Genomic DNA, 19,870 nt, shown 5'->3' on the forward strand with positions numbered 1-19,870 from the left:
CACTTTTTTGTTGTTCACCTTTCACGTTTATCGGGTTTGCGCACGTTTGCCCTTGATATTGGGAATACGGCCGTGAAATACGGCTGCTTCGAGGGCGCTGTGCTGCTGGAAACTGCCACGGGCCAGACGGCGGCGCAGGTGATGGCCGCTGTGGAGCGACTGCAGCCGCAGCACGCCATCGTAGCCTCAGTGGCCGAGCCCACCGCCGACTGGGCCCGGACGCTGCGCCAGCGGCTGCCGGGCACGGTGCTGGAGTTCAGCCCCGCCACCACGCCGCTACCGCTGCGCAACGCCTACGCCACCCCGCACACGCTGGGTGCCGACCGGTTGGCGGCGGCGGTAGGGGCGGCCTGGCTGCGGCCTGGCCAGCACACGCTGATTGTGGATGCCGGCACGGCCATCAAGTGCGACCTGGTGGAAGGCGGGCACACGTTTCGGGGAGGCAGTATTGCGCCGGGCCTGCACATGCGTTTTCGGGCCCTGCACACGTTTACGGGACGCCTGCCGCTGGTGGAAATCCCGGCCGACGGCGCCGCTCCGATACCCCTCACCGGTGACAATACCACCTCGGCCATCCAAAGCGGCGTGCTCAACGGGGCCGTGGCCGAAGTGAATGGCTTCATTGCCAGCTACCAGGCGCAGTATCCGGGGCTCAGCGTGGTGCTGGCCGGCGGCGATGCGGCTTTTTTCCAACCCCGGCTGAAAGGCCCTATCTTTGGCATTCCGGAGCTCGTGCTGATTGGGCTCCACCGTATATTGGCATACAATGTTGAACTCTAAATACGCCGGGCTGCTGGGCCTAACGCTGCTGAGCCTCGGGGCCGCTACACGCGGCCAGGGCCAGGGCCTGGGCAATTCTCCTTACTCCCGCCTCGGGCTGGGCGACACCTACTTCAACGCGGGCGGTGTCCGGCAGATGGGCATGGGTGGCGTCGGGGTTTCGGCCCCCAATGGCACCCAGATCAATGAGCTGAACCCAGCCCTGCTCTACTACATGAACCGCACAACGTGGGAGTTCACGGCGATAGGGCAGTACAAAACCATCGAGAACAACCAGACCTCGCAGAAAACGGGTACCGGCAAGCTGAATTATTTGGCGCTGGCCGTACCGCTTTCCAGCCGCTGGGGTGCTGCCGTGGGCCTCAAGCCCTTCAGCTCCGTCGATTTCGAATCGGTGGAGGCTCAGCGCGTCAACGGCGACCCGACGCTGGCGCAGGTGGTGAAGCAGTACCGTGGCGAAGGCGAACTGTCGGAGGCGTACTTCGCGCAGGGTGTGCGCGTGGCCAAGGGCCTTTCGGTGGGCGTGGTAGCCTCCTACGTGTTCGGTAGCATCGATGTCAGCACTGCCACGCAGGTGGTACCCGACGTGGTGACGGCCAACGACGCGCTGGAAAGAAGCGTCCTGCTCGACCATATTCATTACTCCGACTTCAAGTTCCGGGGCGGCGCCCAGTACCGCAGCAAGCTCAACAGCACCATCAACTACAACCTGGGGGCCGTTTATAGCTTCCAGGCCCAGCTGAACGGGGAGCGGAGCCTGACGCTGGACCGCCAAGCCTTTGCCGGCAACCAAGTAGAAAGCCTCGTGCTGGAAAGCGGCGAGGGCTCGGCCAACCTGCCGGCGCTGGCCCAGTTCGGGGTCAGCCTCGACAACAACAAAAACTGGTCGGTGAGCCTGGATGCGGCCAACCAGCAGTGGTCGAAGTTCCGGGCATTCAATGAGCGCGGCGGCACGGTGGGCGTGCCCCTGAGCAATACGTGGCGCGCGGCCCTGGGCGGCGAGTTTGCCCCCGACCCGACTTCCGTCGACAAGTACTTCCGGCGCGTAACCTACCGGGCCGGCGTATCGGTGGCCGAAATGCCTTACCGCCCCGGCGGCCAGGTGCTCTACGACCGGGCCGTGAGCTGGGGCTTCTCGTTCCCGGTGTCGGCCTCGCCGCTGGATGCTACCACTCTCAACATGGGCTTCACCTATGGCCGCCGCGGCAACACCGACGTGCAGCAGCTGGCCAGCGGCGCTACCGAGCGCAACATTCAGGAAAGCTACATCCGCGCCCAGGTGGGCATCTCGCTCAACAACCGCTGGTTCATTAAGCGCCGCATTGAATAAGCTGCCCATGGCTGCGCACTCGTTCAGGAGTTTTGGCCGGCTGGGGCTGTTGGCACTGCTGGCCGCCGGCTTGGCGGTGGCCGGCTGCCAGAAAAAAGACCCGGCGGCCAGCAAAAAGGAAGTGGAGTACAAAGGCCCGCTGCTGGAAACCACCAACGTGCTGACGCTCTACAGCGACTCGGCCAAGCTGCAGATCAAGTACACGGCCCCGCTGGAGCAGCAGTTTGAAAGCGGCGACAAGCTCTACCCCAAGGGCATCGACGTCACCTTCTACTCCGAAGGCGGCACCAAGGTGCTCAACACGCTGCGTGGCAACTACGGCCGCTACGACAAGGCTAAAAACCTGTATTTCATCCGCGGCAACGTGCGTGTGGCCAATGTGGAAAAGCAGCAGTCGATGAAAACCGAGGAGATGTACTTCGATCAGAACAAGCAACTGATCTACAACGACACCACTCAGCTCGTCCGCATCCAGACGCCCACCGAAGTGCTGACCGGCTACGGCCTGACGGCTAACCAGGACTTCTCGCGCTACACCATTCTCAAGCCGGAGGGCGTGTTCACCATCGACCAGGCTGCCACGCAGCCGGCGAAATAACCTGTTCGCATGAAACGCTTCTGGAGTCCCGGCCTCGGGCGAACCATCCTGTTTTCGCTGGCCGTGGTGTCGTTCGTCATCGGCACCTACGAAACCGTCAGCCGCTACAACGACAAAAACGCGCTGCGCGACAACTACTGGCTATTCATGGTGTCGTTTTCGTGCGTGATGCTCTACCGCTACCTCAAGCCGGAGCCCGAGCCGAAAACGCCGGTAAAGCAGCCGCCCCAGGCGCCCGCCAAGCCGGTGCCCCGCAACAAGCGGCGCGGCTAGCTCTAAATAGTAGCCGCCTGAAACAGCCTGTTGTCCTGCACTTGCGCGGGATGACAGGCTGTTTTGGCATGACAGCCTAGCCTTCACTAACTCACCTGATTACCCAATCGCCCCGTCTCCTTTGATTCTCCCGCGGATTCTGGTTATTTTGCACCTCTTTCCGCTTTTTCAACCTGCGCTTTTTTACAAGTAAATGGCATTAATTAACACGATTCGAGAAAAATCAGGCTGGGCCGTGGGCACTGTCGCCATCGGCATGCTCTTCTTCATCGTGGGCAGCGACCTTGTCGGGGGTAAAAACCGGCTTTTCAACCGCAACGAAAACGTGGTGGGCGAAGTAGCCGGCGAAAAAGTGGAGCTGGCCGATTTCAACAACAGCCTGGAGCAGGCCAAGCAGAGCTTTGTGCAGCAGCAGGGCCGCCAGCCCGACGAGCAGACGATGGGCTACCTGCGCGACCAGGCCTGGAACCAGACCATCTACCGCATTGCCTTCCAGAAGGAGTTCGATAAGCTCGGCCTGTCGGTGTCCGACGACGAGCTGACCGACATGGTGCAGGGCAAGAACATCCACCCCAGCATCCGCCAGGCCTTCACCGATCAGCAGACCGGCCAGTTCGACCGCGCCAAGATCATCCAGTACCTGCAGGGCCTCGACAAGCTGCCGCCCGATGCGCAGGCTGCATGGCGCAACTTCGAAGCCAACCTCGGCCCTGAGCGGGTAGGCCAGAAGTACAACAACTTGCTCAAGCTGAGCACCTACGTAACATCGGCCGAAGCCAAGCGCTTCGACGAAGACCAGAACACCCGCGCTTCCATGCGCTACCTGTTCGTGCCCTACTTCTCCATCTCCGATTCGGCGGTGAAAGTGACGGACAGCCAGCTGCAGGCCTACCTCGACAAGAACAAGGGCCGCTACAAAGTGGAAGATGGCCGCACCATCGAGTACGTGAGCGTTCCGGTAACGGCTTCGGTGGAAGACAGCACCGCCGCCCGCCAGGCCGTCGATCAGCTGACCACGCAGTTTGCTTCGGCTCCGAACGACTCGCTGTTCGTGAAGCTCAACTCCGACCAGCCGTACAGCGCCGCTTACGTGTCGCCGGCCGATATGCCCGAGAAGCTGCGCCAGCAGCTGCCGCTGGCAGTAGGCAAGGTATACGGTCCGTTCTCGGAGAACGGCACCACCAGCCTCTTCAAAGTGACGGGTGCCAAAGCCGGCGCCCAAGCCGCCGCCCGCGCCAGCCACATCCTCATCAAGCCCGAAGGCACCACGCCGGAGGCTGATGCCGCGGCCAAAGTGAAAGCCACCGACATCCTCAACAAAATCAAAGGTGGCGCTGACTTCGCCGCTCTGGCCCGCCAGTTCGGCACCGACGGCACCACCGCCACCGGTGGCGACCTGGGCTGGTTCCAGCAGGGCCGCATGGTACCGGAGTTCGAGAAGGCCGTGTTCGGCGCTACCTCGGCCGGCTTGCTGCCCAGCCTCGTGAAAACGTCGTTCGGCTACCACATCGTAAAAATCACCGCTCCTAAAACTAGCCAGACCTACCAGGTGGCCGCGGTGCAGAAGCGCATCACGCCTTCGGAAGCCACCAACGAGGCCGCCTACGCCAAGGCCCAAGCCCTGAAAGGCGAGATTACCGATCTGGAGTCGTTCCGCAAGGCAGTAGCCAAAGACAAAACCCTGCAGAAGCAGGAAGCCAAAGGCCTCGGCCGCGGCGAGCGGGCCGTGAACAACCTGCAGAACGCCCGCGAGATTGTACGCTGGTCCTACGGCACGGCCGGTAAGGAAACCGCCATCGGCGACGTATCGGAAGTATTCGACATGGGCGACCAATACGTTATTGCGGTCCTGACCGGCGAGCGGAGCAAAGGCACCGCCGACGTGGCCAGCCTGAAGCCTGAGCTGCAGGCCGCCGTGCGCAACGAGGAAAAGGCCAAGCAGATCATGGCTAAGCTGCAGGGTAAGACCGGCACGCTGGAGCAGATTGCCGCTACCTATGGCGCGCAGGCGCAGGTGAAAACGGCCGACAACGTGGTGCTGGGCACCGGCACCATCCCGGGCCTGGGCGGCGAGCCGCTGGCCGTGGGCAAGGTGTTTGGCCTGAAAGCCGGGCAGAAGTCGACCCCCATCCAGGGTGAGCAGGGCGTGCTGATTGTGGAGCCGGTGAGCGTGCAGAAGCCTGCCGCCGCCGCCGACGTGGCCGCCATTAAGAAGCAGCTGCTGGCCCAGCGCCAGAACCGCGCCGACGGCCTTATCTACGAAGCCGTGAAAGCCAACGCCAACATCAAAGACGAGCGCAACAAGTTCTTCTAGACCCTGCTGCCGCTTGATAGGAAAGCCGCTCCCGAAGGAGCGGCTTTTTTTGTTCTGTCATCCTGAGCATATCTGTCATCCTGAGCGGAGCGAAGGATCCTTTCATGTTAGAACAATAATCGTTCGGTAGTAATCCAGCCGTGATAGGATCCTTCGCAAGCTCAGGATGACAGATGGCTCAGGATGACAGTGCATTTTCCTGCGTACCTTGAAATGAATCCGACCCGGTAGCCGTTGCTGCTGAATAGCCCTGTTTGTATGCGTCGTTTCCGTTTCGCTTTGTTTCTGATGCTGCTCTCGGCGCCGGCGGTGGCCCAGCAGGAGGGCGGCAATATCTCGCTGGCCAAAGAGTACACCCGCAAGGGCGAGCACGAAAAGGCGGCGTTCCTATACGCCAAGCTGCCGGCTGATGCTCAGCTAGCCTCCAACGTGCTGCCCGACTACCTGGAAACCCTGCAGCAGCTCAGCCGTCACAAAGACGCCGAGAAGCTGGTGAAACGAGCCCAGAAGGCGCACCCCGAGGAGCCCTACGGCGTGACGCTGGGCGCGGTGTACGCTGCCGCCGGCGACCCGGCCGCCGCCGCCAAGCAATATGAGCGGGTACTGAGCCAACTGGCTGCCCAGCAGGTGCTGCCCGTAGCCGCCGAGTTCCAGCGCCGCCAGCTGCCCGACTGGGCCGAAAAAACCTACTTGCGCGGCCGCACCCTGGCCAAAAACGATAGCGAATACGGTCCGCAGCTCATCCAGCTCTACACTCAGACCGGCAACTCCGAACGTTTGATGGCCGAAACCCTGCGCCTCGTGCAGGACGATGAGCAGCAGCTACCCTTCGTGCGCAACATGCTGCAGAACTCGCTGCAAGATGAGAAAGGCTTCGAGGCGCTGGAGCGCGAGCTGTTGAGCAGCGTGCAGAAGTACCCCGAGCGCACCGTGTACAGCGAGCTGCTGCTGTGGCTGCAAGTGCAGCGCCGCGACTTCACGGGCGCCCTGGTGCAGGCCAAAGCCCTGGACCGCCGCGGCCGCACCGAGGGCAGCCGCGTGATGGAGCTGGCCGCCATTGCCCAGCAAAACAAAGACTACGAAAGCGCCATCAGCGGCTACGAGTACGTGCTGCGCGAGTACCGTAGCGGCCCGTTCTACGCCATGGCCCGGCAGCGGCTGGTGCAAACCCGTGAAGCCCAGGTGCGCGACACGTACCCGATTGAAACCGCCAAAATCCGCAGCCTGATCGGGGAGTACCAGCAGGTGCTCACGGAGCTGGGCCGCACGCCCCAGACGGCGCCGGTACTGCGCAGCATGGCCGTGCTGCACGCCTTCCAGCTCGACGAGAAGCCCGCGGCCATCAAGCTGCTGCAGGAGGTGATTGACATGCCCCGCGCCAGTCTTGACGTGGTGGATCAGGCCAAGATTGACCTGGCCGACATCTACCTGCTCCGCGCCGAGCCCTGGGAGGCCACGCTGCTGTATTCGCAGGTGGAGAAGTCGCACAAAGACTCGCCGCTGGGCTACGAGGCCAAGCTCCGCAACGCCCGCCTGAGCTATTTCGCCGGCGACTTCAAGCTGGCCAAGAGCCACCTCGACATCCTGAAGGAAGCCACCACCCGCGAAATTGCCAACGACGCCATGCAGCTCTCGCTGCTCATCACCGACAACACCGCTATGGATACCGCCGGCGTGGCCCTGCGCGACTACGCGGCCGTGGAGCAGCTGGTGTTCCAGAACAAGCTGCCGGAAGCGTTGCGCGGCCTCGATGCGCTGGTGCAGAAGTACCCCGGCCACGCCCTGCAGGACGAGGCCTGGCTGCTGAAGGCCCAACTGCAGCGCCGCACCGGCGACTACAAAGGCGCCGTGGGCACGCTGGAGAAAATCACGGCCAACCCCAAGTACGACGTGCTCAGCGACGACGCGCTGTTTCTGCTGGCCACCATTCAGGAAGACAACCTGCAGGACAAGGAAGCCGCCAAAACTCTCTACAACCAACTGCTGGTGAAATACCCCGGCAGCATCTACGTGGCCGAAGCCCGCAAGCACTTCCGCAAGCTCCGCGGCGACAGTTTGTAACGCGAAGCTCCAGCTTCTGCATACGAGCGAAGTGAGTATGCGGCACCGCGCCACTTGCGCTAACGCGCGCTACTCGCTTCGCTCGTATGCAGAAGCTGGAGCTTCGCGTTACGCCCTACCTGAAAAACAAAAACATCAGCCCCAGGGCCACGATGAAAATCAGGTACATGAGCCCATCGGAGAGGACGTATTGGCCGTATTTTCGGAAGAACTCGCGGAAGCTGGACATGGCTTAAAGGTACGACGTAGGGGTGGCAGGGCGCGGTTTTCTTTGTACTTTTGAAGATACAGCCTACCCGAGCCGCCTTATTGTTATGGAAAAACGATGGATTCGCAAGCCAGCCCCCGACGCTGAACAAGTCCGGCACCTGGCCGACGCCCTGCGCGTTAAGGAAGCCATTGTAGCGCTGCTCTGCCAGCGCGAAATCAGCAGTTTTGAAGAGGCCCGTGCCTACTTCCGGCCCGACCTGAGCACCTTGCCCGACCCGCTACTGATGCGCGACATGGACCGCGCCGTGGCCCGCCTGCGCGAAGCCCTGCACGCCGGCCAGAAGGTACTCGTGTTCGGCGACTACGACGTGGACGGTACTACCTCCGTAGCGCTGGTGTACAGCTTTCTGCTGCCGTATTTCGGGCCGGAACGCATCGACTACTACATCCCGGACCGCTACAAGGAAGGCTACGGCGTGTCGGAGGCCGGTATCGACTTCGCGGCCGCCAATGACTACTCGCTGATTATTGCCTTGGATTGCGGCGTGAAATCCGTGGACAAGGTGGCCTACGCCAACGAGCGGGGTGTGGATTTCATCATCTGTGACCATCACCTGCCCGGCACCGAGCTGCCGGCCGCCGTGGCCGTGCTCGACCCCAAGCGTGCCGACTGCGCCTACCCGTTCAAGGAGCTGAGCGGCTGCGGCGTGGGCTTCAAGCTGATGCAGGCCTTCGCCGAGGAACAGGGCCTCGACGAAGCCCCGCTCTACGACCTGCTCGATCTGGTAGCCGTTAGTATTGCCGCGGATATCGTGCCCATTGTGGGCGAGAACCGCACGCTGGCCTACCACGGCCTGCGCCTGCTCAACGACCCCCAGCGCCCCCAGCGCGCCGGCCTCGACGCCCTGCGCGAGCTGGCCGGTCTGCAAACCAGCGAGCTGAACATCAGCAGCCTGGTATTTGGCTTCGCGCCCCGCATAAATGCCGCCGGCCGCATGGGCGACGCCAAACGCTCGGTGGCCATGCTGCTGGCCGGCAGCAAGCAGGAAGCCTTCGACAAGGCCGCCGTGGTGGATAAAACCAACCAGGAGCGCCGCGGCTTCGATACCAGCATCACCAAGGAGGCGCTGGACATGATTGAAGCCGATGCGCTGTTCCATGACGCCCACACCACCGTGCTTTTCAAGCAGGACTGGCACAAGGGCGTGGTGGGAATCGTGGCCTCGCGCTGCCTCGACAAGTACTACCGGCCCACCATCATCCTCACCGAAAGCAACGGCAAAGCCACTGGCTCGGCGCGCTCGGTGGCGGGGTTTGATGTGCACCAAGCCATTGAGGAGTGCGCCGATTTGCTCGACCAGTACGGTGGCCACATGTACGCGGCCGGCCTCACGCTACCCGTGGAAAACGTGCCCGCGTTCCGTGAGAAGTTCGAGCGGATAGTGGCGGGCCGCATCCGGCCGGAGCAGATGATTCCGCCCGTGGACATTGACGCCGAGCTGCCGCTGCACGAGGTGACGCGCAATTTCCACAAGCTGCTGTGCCAGATGGAGCCCTTCGGGCCCGGCAACAGCAACCCCACCTTCATGGCCCGCGACGTATACGCCGCCCCCGATTCGGCGCGCGTCGTCGGCAATTCGCACCTCAAGCTGGCCCTCACCCAGGACGGCCACCATGTGATAGACGCCATCGGGTTTGGCCTGGCCGAGCACCTGCCCCAGATTCAGCAGGGCCAGCCGTTCAGCGTGTGCTACACGGTGGAAATCAACGAGTACCGCGGCGTGAAAACCCTGCAGCTCCGCGTGAAGGACATTCGCTGGGAGTAAAGTAACACCAAGCTCCTGCTTGGTGAACGAGCACAGCGAGTATCCGGCGCCGCGCCACTTGCGCTAACGAATAAAAACTCGCCTCACTCGTACGCGGAAGCAGGTGCCGGGCACTACTTCCGCACCCACCACACCCAGGCCACCAGCACCGCCTGCAGTGGCAGCCGCAGCCACAGCGCCCACTGCGGCACCGCCAGGCCCGCGCCGTGGCTTTGCAGCATGTACACGTTGGCCGGAAACACGGCTATCAACAGCAATATCAGGCCCCAGACCGCCCAGCGGCGGGTAGCCGGCAGCAGCAGCCCCAGGCCGCCGGCAATTTCGGCGGCCCCGCTCAGGTATACCAGCAGCAGCGGCGCCGGCAGATACGGCGGCACGATGCGCACAAAAGAGGCCGGCGCCACAAAATGGGTGATGCCAGCTCCCACGAACAGGAAGGCCAGCAGAAAGCGGTTGAAGCGGCGAAAACCAGGCATGGCAGGCGAAAGAGTTGCCCACAAGATACGCGCCGGAATAGGTGGCGGCTGAAAGGCTTGGCAATACGCATTCATCAACTGGTTTTTTGCGTTGTAGGGCCGGGCGGCGTCAGGCCGCGCCGCTTCGTTACCTTTGCCGCACGATGATTCTCAGAGCTGAACACCTGGTTAAGAAGTACAAGTCCCGCACGGTTGTCAACGACATGTCGCTGCACGTGGAGCAGGGCGAAATTGTGGGGCTGCTGGGGCCGAATGGGGCCGGCAAAACCACCTCGTTCTACATGACCGTGGGCATGGTGAAGCCTGACGGCGGGCGCGTGTTTCTGGACGACCAGGAAATCACGAAGATGCCTATCTACCAGCGCGCCCGCCTCGGCATCGGCTACCTGGCTCAGGAAGCCAGCGTGTTCCGCGACCTGAGCGTGGAGGAAAACATCCTGGCCGTGCTGCAGATGACCAAGATGCCCAAGCAGGAGCAGCTCGACAAGGTGGAATCCTTGCTCAACGAGTTCAGCCTGACCCACGTGCGCAAAAACCTGGGCAAGGTGCTGAGCGGCGGCGAGCGGCGGCGTACCGAAATAGCCCGCGCCCTGGCCGTCGACCCCAAATTCGTGCTGCTCGATGAGCCCTTTGCCGGCGTCGACCCGATTGCCACCGAAGAAATTCAGAGCATTGTGGCCCGGCTCAAACACAAGAATATCGGCATCCTGATTACCGACCACGACGTTAATTCCACGCTCAGTATCGTGGACCGGGCCTATCTGCTCTTCGAAGGCAAGCTGCTGAAAGCCGGCACCGCCGAAGAGCTGGCTGCCGACGAAACCGTACGCCGCGTGTACCTGGGCAAAAATTTCGAGCTCAAACGCAAGCTATAGCTGCAGCCTGGCCCGGGCCGGCACCCACAACCTTATCGGCTTCAGAGAGGTATGGAAGTCCGTTCTATATTCCGTTCTGTCTATTTTTATCGCCCGTGATTAACGGTATTCTGAGTTGGGCCGTGCAGCGCCGCTTGGCCAGCATCCGCCACTTCCGCGACAACCCGTACGAGGTGCAGCAGGGCGTGCTGAAAGAGCTGCTGCACAAGGCCCGCGCCACGGAGTGGGGCCGCCGCCACGGCTTCACCGACGGCCCGTCGGCCGGCGAGTTTGCTCAGCGCGTGCCCGTAAGCAGCTACGAGGAGCTGGTGCCTGATCTGGAGCGGGTGATGCGCGGCGAAGCCGATGTGCTGTGGCCCGGCCGCGTGCAGTGGTTTGCCAAGAGCAGCGGCACCACTAACGCCCGCAGCAAGTACATCCCGGTTACGCGCGAGGCGCTGCATGAGTGCCACTACCGCGCCGGCCGCGACATGGTGGCGCTTTCCACCCTGCACTACCCCGAGGCGCAGCTGCTGGGCGGCAAAACCCTCTCGCTGGGTGGCACGCACACCCCCAACCCGCTGCGCCCCCACGACCCCGCCTCCCGCGCCGGCGACGTGTCGGCCATCATCATGCAGAACCTGCCCGCCTGGGCCGAGCACATCCGCACGCCGCCGCTGGAGATGGCGCTGCTGGATGAATGGGAAGAGAAGATCGAGCGGATTGCGCGCCACGTGCAGCACCAGGACGTGCGGGCGCTGGCCGGCGTGCCCACCTGGATGATCGTGCTGCTGCGCCGCGTGACCGAGCTGGCCGGCGCCGCCAACATCACAGAGGTGTGGCCCAACCTGCGCCTGTTTCTGCACGGCGCCGTGGCGTTCGGGCCGTACCGCCAGCTGTTTCGGCAGCTGATTCCGGGCCTGCAGATGCACTATCTGGAGGTCTACAACGCCTCCGAAGGCTACCTGGCCCTGCAGGACGAGCCCGACTCCGAGGATCTGCTGCTGCTGCTCAACCACGGCATCTACTATGAGTTTCTGCCCGCCGACCAGTGGGAAGCCGTTGAGCCACAAACCGTGCCGCTGGAGGCCGTAGAGCTGGGCAAAAGCTACGCCCTGATCATCAGCACGAATGCGGGCCTGTGGCGCTACAAAATCGGGGATACGGTGCGCTTCACGAGTTTGCAGCCCTACCGCATCCGCATCACGGGCCGCACCAAGCACTTCCTGAATGCCTTTGGCGAAGAAGTGGTGGTGGAAAACGCCGAAGCCGCCGTGGCCGCTGCCTGCCAGGCCACGGCCGCCACCGTGCGCGACTTCACGGCCGCCCCCATCTACTTCGCCGGTGCCGCCGATGGCTCCCGCGGAGGGCACCAGTGGCTGGTAGAGTTCCTGGCGCCGCCCCACGATGCCGCCCACTTCGCCGCCGTCCTTGACCAGACCCTACGCCAGCTCAACTCCGACTACGACGCCAAGCGCCACCGCGACCTAGCGCTGGTGGCCCCCAAGCTCACGGTAGCCGCGCCAGGGCAGTTTGAGCGGTGGCTGGCCCGCCGGGGCAAGCTGGGCGGCCAGCACAAAGTGCCCCGCCTGAGCAACTCCCGCGACCTGCTGGAGGAGATTCTGCGCGAAAGCGAGTAGGCCCGCCGCCCGGTGCTGGCATGGCCGCCCCGCAAAGGCTATATTCACCGCAGACTGGCGTAGTGCTACTGCGCCGGCCTGCGGTGATATACTATGCTTGATTCCCTGTTTGCTATGCGCTATGTTCTGTTTGCCCTCTTGCTGCTGCTGGCCTGCAGCAGCTGCCAGCGGCTGAACGCCAAAGGACCCATCGGCTTCTGGTCGGAGCACCGCCACGACCGTGACCTGCGGCCCCATGGCCCCTGGCGCGGCTACTATCCCGAGCCAGCCCGGCAAATGGCTTCGCGGGAACGGTTTCGGCACGGTCGTATCGTGGGCACCTCCCGCTTCTACGGCGCCAATGGTGTGCTGGAACGCAAGGAGGTGTACGTTCGTGCTGTTGATGGCCTCATGCGCATCACGTACTACCACCCCAACGGCCGCATCTGGCGCACCGGGCAGGCCCGCATCGTAGCCGAGCCCGACGGTTCCCACTTCTACTGGTTCGGCGACTGGCCCGTGTACTCCGCTGCCGGTAAGGCCGAAAAGCTGGAGCACTACGAGACCGGCAAGCTGGTGAGCGTGCGCCCCGCGGCCACGCCGCCGGTGCTCCGCCCGAAGTAGCATCTGGCCTCGAAAGTCCCGCAACAAAAGCCGCCGACCGGGGCCGCTTGCCCAACTAAACCAGCACGATAGGTCCCACTGCGTGCAGCAGCTCAAGGCATGGCGCTCCGTTCAGAAAAAGCTATATATTAGGGGATTCGTTATAGCTCACTGCTCCCACCGTGCCCGCTTCCGATTCCTCCCACCGCCCCTACGTTTCCCGCCGGAAACGCCGCCGTCTCTCCGAAGAAGTTCCGTTGCTCAGCAACCGCTCCATGTTAGGGCTGCTCGGCCTGCTGGTGCTGGGCCTGATGATCAGTTTGGGCATCATTGCTGTGCAGATGGCTAACCCCGAAATTGAGACGACGGACCAGCAGTACAGCGCGGCCCCGGCCACCAAAGCGGTGAGCCAGTAGCCGGCTGGTATAATACCGAATCCTGCCTATTGGTCGAAGGCGCCCATGAGGTTGCCCAGGATACCGCCGCTTTCCTTCTGGGCGTTGCCGCCGGCCGGCGCCAAGGCCTGAATCAGCTTCTTCACGGGCATCGACTGCAGCCATACGCGGCCGGTGCCGCGCAGCGTGGCCAGCATCAGGCCCTCTCCCCCAAAGATCATGGATTTGAGGCCCCCGGCGCGGGCAATGCTGAAGTCGATGCCGGGCTCGAAGGCGACCACACAGCCCGTGTCTACCCGCAATAGCTCACTATTGAGGCGCTTCTCGATGACGGTGCCGCCCGCGTGAATGAAGGCCTTGCCGTCGCCGGTGAGCTTCTGCAGAATGAAGCCTTCACCGCCGAACAGGCCGGCGCCCAGCTTCTGGTTGAAATGGATGCTGATGCGCGTGCCACGTGCCGCGGCCAGGAAGCCATCTTTCTGCACCACCAGGCCCTGCGGCAGCGTGCCCAGGTCCAGCGGGATGATAGTGCCCGGGTACGGGGCTGAAAAAGCCACTTTGCTCTTGCCGTGGCTGCCGCGGTGCGTGAAGTGCGTCATAAACAGCGACTCGCCCGTAACCAGGCGCGTGCCGGCCGAAAACAGCTTGCCCATCAGGCCCTGGTCGGGCTCCGAGCCGTCGCCCATCTTGGTTTCAAACGCAATGGCTTCCTCCATGTACACCATGGCGCCCGCCTCAGCAATGACGGTTTCGTTAGGGTCCAGCTCCACTTCCAGCACCTGAATATCGTTGCCCAGAATCTGGTAATCTACGTCGTGCGAGTTCATCGCCATGAGGATATGAGTGAGGTGAAAAGGTGCCTCAAGTATAGCGAAAACGCAGGGCTTGTAGCATAGGCTTCAGCTGGTGCCGTCGGTTGCCCAGGTGGTAGCGCCTAAATAGCCACCCTTACAAAAAGAGCCCTGCCGGCAGCAGGCTACGAACCTCCTGAGGACAGGGCTTTTTGTGGGGGGCTATCTAAGATGGTATCAGGCAACGGACGGCACAGGCTGAAGCCTATGCTACATTTCATTCCTCCGGCAGCTCTGCGCGGGTGTCAGCGGCTTCGGCGGCGGCGTCAGGGTCGGCTTTGGGGCCTTTCTTGCGGCTCTCGCGGCTAGTGCGGCGCATGAAGTCCTCTTCCGACTCCTCCGGCTCGATGGCGGCGGCATCTTCCAGCGGAAACTCTTCGTCGTCCTCGGGCTTCTCGCCAAACTGGCCGTCGCGGTTCACCAGCTTCTTGTCGCGCACGTGGCGGTTCAGGAACTGGTTGATGTCTTCGATGGAATAGTTGGAGGTGATTTCGCCGAGCGGATTGACTTTGATTTCAAACCCCTCCAGCTCTTTGTGCACGCGGGCTTTTTTCTCGGGGTCGTTCTTTTTCTTCTTCGGGCTGACGGGTTTCTTGGCCATGATAAGCAGACGTAAGGCGTAGAGCGGCAAGCCGGCCGCCCCTGACACACAGCGGGGCCGCTTCCTAGCATCACACTACGAAGCGGCCCCGCCGGCGGATACCAAACGTGCCCTAAACTTTATGACCCGGCTATATTAGGCCGGTAGCGCCGCCACGGCGGCTTCAATGCGTTCGGCGGTTTCCTGCGTGCCCAGAATGCTCATAATAGCCATCAGGTCGGGGCCGGCGGCGGCACCCGTGACGGCCACGCGCAACGCCTGCAGCACCTGGCCCTGCTTCAGGCCCTGGCCTTCCACTACCTGCGTGAGCAGGGCTTTGATGCCGTCGGGCGTGGTGTCGGGGGCGGTGGGCAGCTGGCGGGCAAACTCGGCGAGGGCGCCGGCTACCTGAGCGTTCCACTTCTTGCTGATCACCTGCTCGTCGTAGGCGGAAGGGCGCTGGAAGAACAGCTGGGCTTCCTTGGCCAGATCGGCGGGGAAGGTGGCGCGCTCCTTCACGAGGGCCGCAATCTGCTCGGCTTTGTCGGCCGAAACGTCCAGGCCCTGGGCTTGCAGGTCATGCAGCAGGAACTGGGCCAGCTCGGCGTCGGGCTTGGCGCGCAGATACTGCTCGTTGTACCAGCGCACTTTGTTCTGGTCGAAGCGGGCTGGCGACTTGCTTACCCGCTCAATCGAGAAGTTCTCAATCAGCTCGTCCATCGTGAACAGCTCCTGTGTGGTGCCGGGGTTCCAGCCCAGGAACGCCAGGAAGTTGATGAACGCCTCGGGCAGGTAGCCGGCTTCGCGGTAGCCGCTGCTCACGGTTGGCTGGCCGTCGGCATCGGTGCCGTGGAATTCCAGCGGGAATACCGGGAAGCCGAGCTTGTCGCCGTCGCGCTTGCTGAGCTTGCCGGTGCCGTCGGGCTTGAGCAGCAGGGGCAGGTGGGCAAACTGCGGCATAGTGGCTTCCCAGCCCAGGTAGCGGTACAGCAGCACGTGCAAAGGCGCCGAGGGCAGCCACTCTTCGCCCCGGATAACGTGCGTAATTTCCATCAGATGGTCATCCACGATGTTGGCCAGGTGATAGGTCGGCATGCCGTCCGACTTCATCAGCACCTTGTCATCCACGGCTGAGGAATGCACCACCACCCAACCCCGGATAAGGTCGTTGAAGCGGATTTCCTCCTTGCGGGGCACTTTTAGGCGAATGACGTATTGAGCGCCGCTCTCCAGCAGCTGCGTCACCTCTTCGGCGGGCAGCGTCAGGGAGTTGCGCATCTGGGCGCGCGTGATGCTGTTGTACTGCGGGTTGGGCACCTTGGCGGCCGTCAGGCGGGCGCGCATGGCATCCAGGTCTTCCGACGTATCGAAAGCGTAGTAGGCGTGGCCGCTGTCGATGAGCTGCTGGGCATACTGGCGGTACATGGGCTTCCGCTCGCTCTGGCGGTAGGGCGCGTGGGGGCCGCCCTGCTCAATTCCCTCGTCAATGACAATGCCACACCAGCGCAGCGAGTCCATGATGTACTGCTCGGCGCCGGGCACAAAGCGGTTCTGGTCGGTGTCCTCGATGCGGAGCAGCATTTTGCCGCCCAGCTTGCGGGCCAGCAGGTAGTTATACAGCGCAGTGCGCACGCCGCCGATGTGCAGCGGCCCCGTGGGGCTGGGCGCAAAGCGCACCCGTACTTCTCTTTCCATAAGTCAGTCAGTTCGCGGCGTCTTCGGGATAGAAAAACGCGCCGCAAAGATACGAGAGAGTAGCTGAGTAGCGGAGTAGCTGCGTAATTGTGCTGGCTAACAGAACCACTGCTCAGCTACTCCACTACTCAGCTACTCTATTACCAGGGCGTACTTGGTGAGCAAGCCCGGCAGGCTGTGGCGCGAAAAGCGGGCCTGCCGCACCTCGTTTTGTTCCGGGTCCAGTTCCACCTCGTGCGCGGTCCGAAAATCGGTGCCGACCAGAATGCTCTGGCGGAAGATAGCGCGGGTGAGCTGGCAGTCGTCGAAGACGGCCGCCGTCAGGTTAGCCTGCGAGAAATCGGCCTCCTGCAGTGAGCAGCCCACAAAACGGGTAGCGGGCAGGGCCCGGCCCATAAAAGAAGCGTAATCCAGCTGGCACCGGTCGAAATGCACGCCGAACAGCATGTCGCGGCAGGCGTGGAAGGGCAGGCCCAGCAGCTTACAGCCCTCAAAGGCCACGTTTTGGAGGGCCGTCTGGCTGAGGTTGGCGCCGGCCAGGTTGCAGTTCTCAAACAGACAGTCGCTGAACCGAAAGCCGGCCAGGTTGGCCCCGCTGAAGTCGATGTTTCGAAACCGGTACTCCTCGAACTCGCGCTGCCCGGCCAACGCCGGCGGCAACGCTCGTTCCAGCACGTTTTCGGGCGGGAAGTACGCTGGTTTGGTCAGCGCCTTCGGAGCTTTGGAGGCAGGCCGGCGCATCAGTCGCGGTTGCGGAAGCTCAGCCACAGTAGCAGTCCCAGCAGCGTAATACCGCCCCGGATGAGCAGCGACGTGGTAGCGCCCCATTGGTCAATCCAGGTCAGAAACATGAATTTCATGCCCAGAAAAGGCAGCACCAACGCCACCAGGCCCACCAGGAAAAGCCCTATTCCAAGCTCTTTCATAGCTGAAAAGACGATGGGTTACTGACCGCCCTGCACAGCTACGCACGAAATTTCCACCTGCACGTCTTTGGGCAGGCGGCTTACTTCCACGGTTTCGCGGGCCGGCGCGTAGTCGGGCGTGAAGTAGCTGCCGTAGATTTCATTGATCAGACTAAAGTTGCCAAGGTCCTTCACGAAAATGCTGCACTTCACCACGTCGCGCAGCGTGAGGCCGGCGGCTTGCAGCACTGCCTGCAGGTTGCGCATCACTTGGTGGGTTTCCTGGGCCACGTCGCCGTCACCTACCACCTGGCCGGTGACAGAGTCGAGGGCAATCTGGCCGGAAACGTACACGGTATTGCCGGCCTGAATGGCCTGGCTATAGGGCCCGATAGGAGCGGGGGCTTGGTCGGAATACACAACGGTATGGGGCATAGCAAAAGAAGGAATGGGTGTTTGAAGGAGCGCTAAAGTAAGCGGAAAATATCGGCCCAGCGCGTTAACGGAAGGCATAATCAGTGGAAGTGCCCGGGCCGGAAACAAAAAAGTCCACCGGCCGCAGCCGATGGACTTCTGTCAGTAGCAGGCTGCAAAAGCGCCTTATTCCACCGTTACCGATTTGGCCAGGTTGCGGGGCTGATCCACGTTGCAGCCGCGCAGGACGGCAATGTGGTAGCTCAGCAGCTGCAGCGGCACCACCGATACCAGCGGCACCAGCACCTCCGACGTGTGGGGCACCTCAATCACGAACTCGGCCATGGCCGGGATAACCGTGTCGCCTTCCGTCACGACGGCAATGATGCGGCCTTTGCGGGCCTTCACCTCCTGGATGTTGCTCACCACTTTCTCGTATGAGCTGTCCTTGGTGGCGATAACCACCACCGGCATGTTTTCGTCGATGAGGGCAATTGGGCCGTGCTTCATTTCGGCGGCCGGGTAGCCTTCGGCGTGGATGTAGCTGATTTCCTTCAGCTTCAGCGCGCCTTCCAAGGCTACCGGGAAGTTGTAGCCGCGGCCCAGATACAGGAAGTTCGGCACGTCCTTGAACATCTCGGCAATCACCTTGATTTCGTCGTTGAGCAGCAGCGCCTTTTCTACTTTCGCCGGAATGTTGGTCAGCTCCACCATCAGCTCGCGCAGACGGGTATCAGACAGCGCGCCGCGCTTGTGGCCCACAATCATGGCCAGTAGCGTGAGCACCGTTACCTGAGCCGTGAAGGCCTTGGTCGAAGCCACCCCGATTTCCGGGCCGGCGTGCGTGTAGGCACCGGCATCGGTAGCGCGAGCAATGCTGCTGCCAACCACGTTGCAGATACCGAAGATGGTGGCGCCTTTGCTCTTGGCCAGTTCAATTGCAGCCAGCGTATCGGCCGTCTCACCGCTCTGCGAAATAGCAATTACGATGTCGCGCTCCGTAATAATGGGGTTGCGGTAGCGGAATTCCGACGCATACTCCACTTCCACCGGAATGCGGGCCAGGTCTTCGAGCAGATACTCGGCCACCAAGCCAGCGTGCCACGAGGTACCGCAGGCCACGATGATGATGCGGTCGGCATTCATGAACTTCCGCTCGTAGGCCCGGATGCCGCCCATGTTCAGGTGGCCAGCTTCCAGTTCCAAACGGCCGCGCATCGAATCGAGGATGGAGCGCGGCTGCTCGAAAATCTCCTTCAGCATGAAATGCTCGTACCCGCCTTTCTCGATGCTTTCAAGCGCCATCTCCAGCTTCTGGATGTAGGGCGTCTGCTGCACGTCTTCCTTGGAACGGATTTCGAGGTTGCCGTTTTTAATGACCGCAATTTCGTAGTCGTTCACATAGATCACCTCGTTGGTGTACTCGATGATCGGCGTGGCATCGGACGCCAGGAAATACTCATCCTTGCCAACCCCGATAACCAGCGGCGAGCCTTTGCGGGCCGCAATCAGCTGATTGGGCTCGTCGCGGCTCAGCACCACAATGGCGTAGGCACCTACCACCTCATGCAAGGCCAGACGGACAGCCTCTTCCAACGAACATTTCTGCTGCTTCTGAATCTCCTCAATCAGGTTGACAAACACTTCCGTGTCGGTATCCGAATGAAACGTGTGGCCCTGCTGCTGCAAGTGCTCTTTCAGCGCCGCATAGTTCTCAATGATACCGTTGTGGATGATGGCAATACGCTCCGAGGTAGAGTAATGGGGGTGCGCATTGGAGTCATTGGGCTCGCCGTGGGTGGCCCAGCGTGTGTGGCCCATGCCAATCTGCGCCTGAGTGTCTTTGTCCTGCAGGAAGGCTTCCAACTCGGCTACCTTTCCTTTTTTCTTATACACTTCAAGCGAACCGTTCAACAACGCTACGCCGGCCGAGTCGTAGCCCCGGTATTCGAGACGGTGCAGGCCTTTAAGAATGATCGGGCAGGCTTCGCGGTGACCGATATAAGCAACAATTCCGCACATAAGTAGGGAAGCAAAAGTAGGTTTCGTGAAAAAATGGCAGTGAGCCGCGGCATAGCAAATGCTA

The 19,870-nt window shown here is 62.1% G+C and carries 19 protein-coding genes; 11 read left to right on the top strand and 8 right to left on the bottom strand.

What is annotated here, in order from left to right; all coding sequences use genetic code 11:
• Positions 1-36: 36 nt before the first annotated feature.
• From O3303_RS15295 to recJ, 7 genes are all read left to right on the top strand, one after another.
• Complete coding sequence (locus tag O3303_RS15295; protein WP_269559256.1) at positions 37-780, top strand: type III pantothenate kinase; 744 nt, start codon at positions 37-39, stop codon at positions 778-780.
• On the top strand, positions 767-2,110 hold the full coding sequence (gene bamG / locus O3303_RS15300) for a BamG family beta-barrel-assembly machinery protein (RefSeq protein WP_269559257.1): 1,344 nt from the start codon (positions 767-769) through the stop codon (positions 2,108-2,110). The genes O3303_RS15295 and bamG overlap by 14 nt, the downstream gene beginning before the upstream one ends.
• Positions 2,111-2,117: 7 nt before the next feature.
• Complete coding sequence (gene lptC / locus O3303_RS15305) at positions 2,118-2,708, top strand: LPS export ABC transporter periplasmic protein LptC (protein ID WP_269559258.1); 591 nt, start codon at positions 2,118-2,120, stop codon at positions 2,706-2,708.
• 9 nt (positions 2,709-2,717) lie between these two features.
• Entirely contained in the window at positions 2,718-2,981 is a 264-nt protein-coding gene (locus tag O3303_RS15310; protein WP_269559259.1) for a hypothetical protein, read from the top strand.
• 193 nt (positions 2,982-3,174) lie between these two features.
• Positions 3,175-5,295 carry a peptidylprolyl isomerase gene (locus tag O3303_RS15315; protein ID WP_269559260.1) on the top strand — a complete coding sequence of 707 codons (2,121 nt, stop codon included), beginning with the start codon at positions 3,175-3,177 and terminating at the stop codon, positions 5,293-5,295.
• A 258-nt stretch (positions 5,296-5,553) separates the two neighbouring features.
• The gene (locus O3303_RS15320; protein ID WP_269559261.1) at positions 5,554-7,356 is read left to right on the top strand and encodes a tetratricopeptide repeat protein; all 1,803 of its coding nucleotides are present in this window, start codon (positions 5,554-5,556) and stop codon (positions 7,354-7,356) included.
• Positions 7,357-7,670: 314 nt separating this feature from the next.
• A complete protein-coding gene (gene recJ / locus O3303_RS15325) occupies positions 7,671-9,392 on the top strand; it encodes a single-stranded-DNA-specific exonuclease RecJ (RefSeq protein WP_269559262.1) in 1,722 nt (573 codons plus the stop codon).
• Between the two features lie 113 nt (positions 9,393-9,505).
• Here the strand turns inward: recJ and O3303_RS15330 are convergent, their stop codons facing one another.
• Positions 9,506-9,868: a DoxX family protein gene (locus O3303_RS15330; protein WP_269559263.1), complete on the bottom strand. Its 363-nt coding sequence runs from the start codon at positions 9,866-9,868 to the stop codon at positions 9,506-9,508.
• A 143-nt stretch (positions 9,869-10,011) separates the two neighbouring features.
• On the opposite strand from O3303_RS15330, the gene lptB reads away from it, so the two are divergent.
• From lptB to O3303_RS15350, 4 genes are all read left to right on the top strand, one after another.
• The gene (lptB, locus tag O3303_RS15335; RefSeq protein ID WP_269559264.1) at positions 10,012-10,743 is read left to right on the top strand and encodes an LPS export ABC transporter ATP-binding protein; all 732 of its coding nucleotides are present in this window, start codon (positions 10,012-10,014) and stop codon (positions 10,741-10,743) included.
• 95 nt (positions 10,744-10,838) lie between these two features.
• Entirely contained in the window at positions 10,839-12,362 is a 1,524-nt protein-coding gene (locus O3303_RS15340; RefSeq protein ID WP_269559265.1) for a GH3 auxin-responsive promoter family protein, read from the top strand.
• A 93-nt stretch (positions 12,363-12,455) separates the two neighbouring features.
• Positions 12,456-12,965, top strand: a complete 510-nt coding sequence (locus O3303_RS15345; protein WP_269559266.1) for a toxin-antitoxin system YwqK family antitoxin — start codon at positions 12,456-12,458, stop codon at positions 12,963-12,965.
• Between the two features lie 161 nt (positions 12,966-13,126).
• Positions 13,127-13,360, top strand: coding sequence for a hypothetical protein (locus O3303_RS15350; RefSeq protein ID WP_269559267.1), 234 nt, complete (start codon positions 13,127-13,129; stop codon positions 13,358-13,360).
• A gap of 26 nt (positions 13,361-13,386) precedes the next feature.
• On the opposite strand, the gene O3303_RS15355 is transcribed toward O3303_RS15350, so the two are convergent.
• The 7 genes from O3303_RS15355 to glmS form a co-directional block, all read right to left on the bottom strand.
• Positions 13,387-14,166: a TIGR00266 family protein gene (locus tag O3303_RS15355; protein WP_269559268.1), complete on the bottom strand. Its 780-nt coding sequence runs from the start codon at positions 14,164-14,166 to the stop codon at positions 13,387-13,389.
• A 241-nt stretch (positions 14,167-14,407) separates the two neighbouring features.
• Positions 14,408-14,791: a hypothetical protein gene (locus O3303_RS15360; RefSeq protein WP_269559269.1), complete on the bottom strand. Its 384-nt coding sequence runs from the start codon at positions 14,789-14,791 to the stop codon at positions 14,408-14,410.
• A gap of 135 nt (positions 14,792-14,926) precedes the next feature.
• Positions 14,927-16,465 carry a glutamate--tRNA ligase gene (gene gltX / locus O3303_RS15365; RefSeq protein WP_269559270.1) on the bottom strand — a complete coding sequence of 513 codons (1,539 nt, stop codon included), beginning with the start codon at positions 16,463-16,465 and terminating at the stop codon, positions 14,927-14,929.
• Between the two features lie 132 nt (positions 16,466-16,597).
• A complete protein-coding gene (locus tag O3303_RS15370) occupies positions 16,598-17,206 on the bottom strand; it encodes a pentapeptide repeat-containing protein (RefSeq protein WP_269559271.1) in 609 nt (202 codons plus the stop codon).
• Positions 17,206-17,391 carry a hypothetical protein gene (locus tag O3303_RS15375; protein ID WP_269559272.1) on the bottom strand — a complete coding sequence of 62 codons (186 nt, stop codon included), beginning with the start codon at positions 17,389-17,391 and terminating at the stop codon, positions 17,206-17,208. The genes O3303_RS15370 and O3303_RS15375 overlap by 1 nt, the downstream gene beginning before the upstream one ends.
• 18 nt (positions 17,392-17,409) lie before the next feature.
• On the bottom strand, positions 17,410-17,805 hold the full coding sequence (locus O3303_RS15380; protein ID WP_269559273.1) for a RidA family protein: 396 nt from the start codon (positions 17,803-17,805) through the stop codon (positions 17,410-17,412).
• Positions 17,806-17,970: 165 nt separating this feature from the next.
• Positions 17,971-19,806, bottom strand: coding sequence for a glutamine--fructose-6-phosphate transaminase (isomerizing) (glmS, locus tag O3303_RS15385; protein ID WP_269559274.1), 1,836 nt, complete (start codon positions 19,804-19,806; stop codon positions 17,971-17,973).
• Positions 19,807-19,870: the final 64 nt, after the last annotated feature.

Origin of the sequence: Hymenobacter canadensis (genome assembly GCF_027359925.1) — a bacterium.
Lineage (GTDB): Bacteria > Bacteroidota > Bacteroidia > Cytophagales > Hymenobacteraceae > Hymenobacter > Hymenobacter canadensis.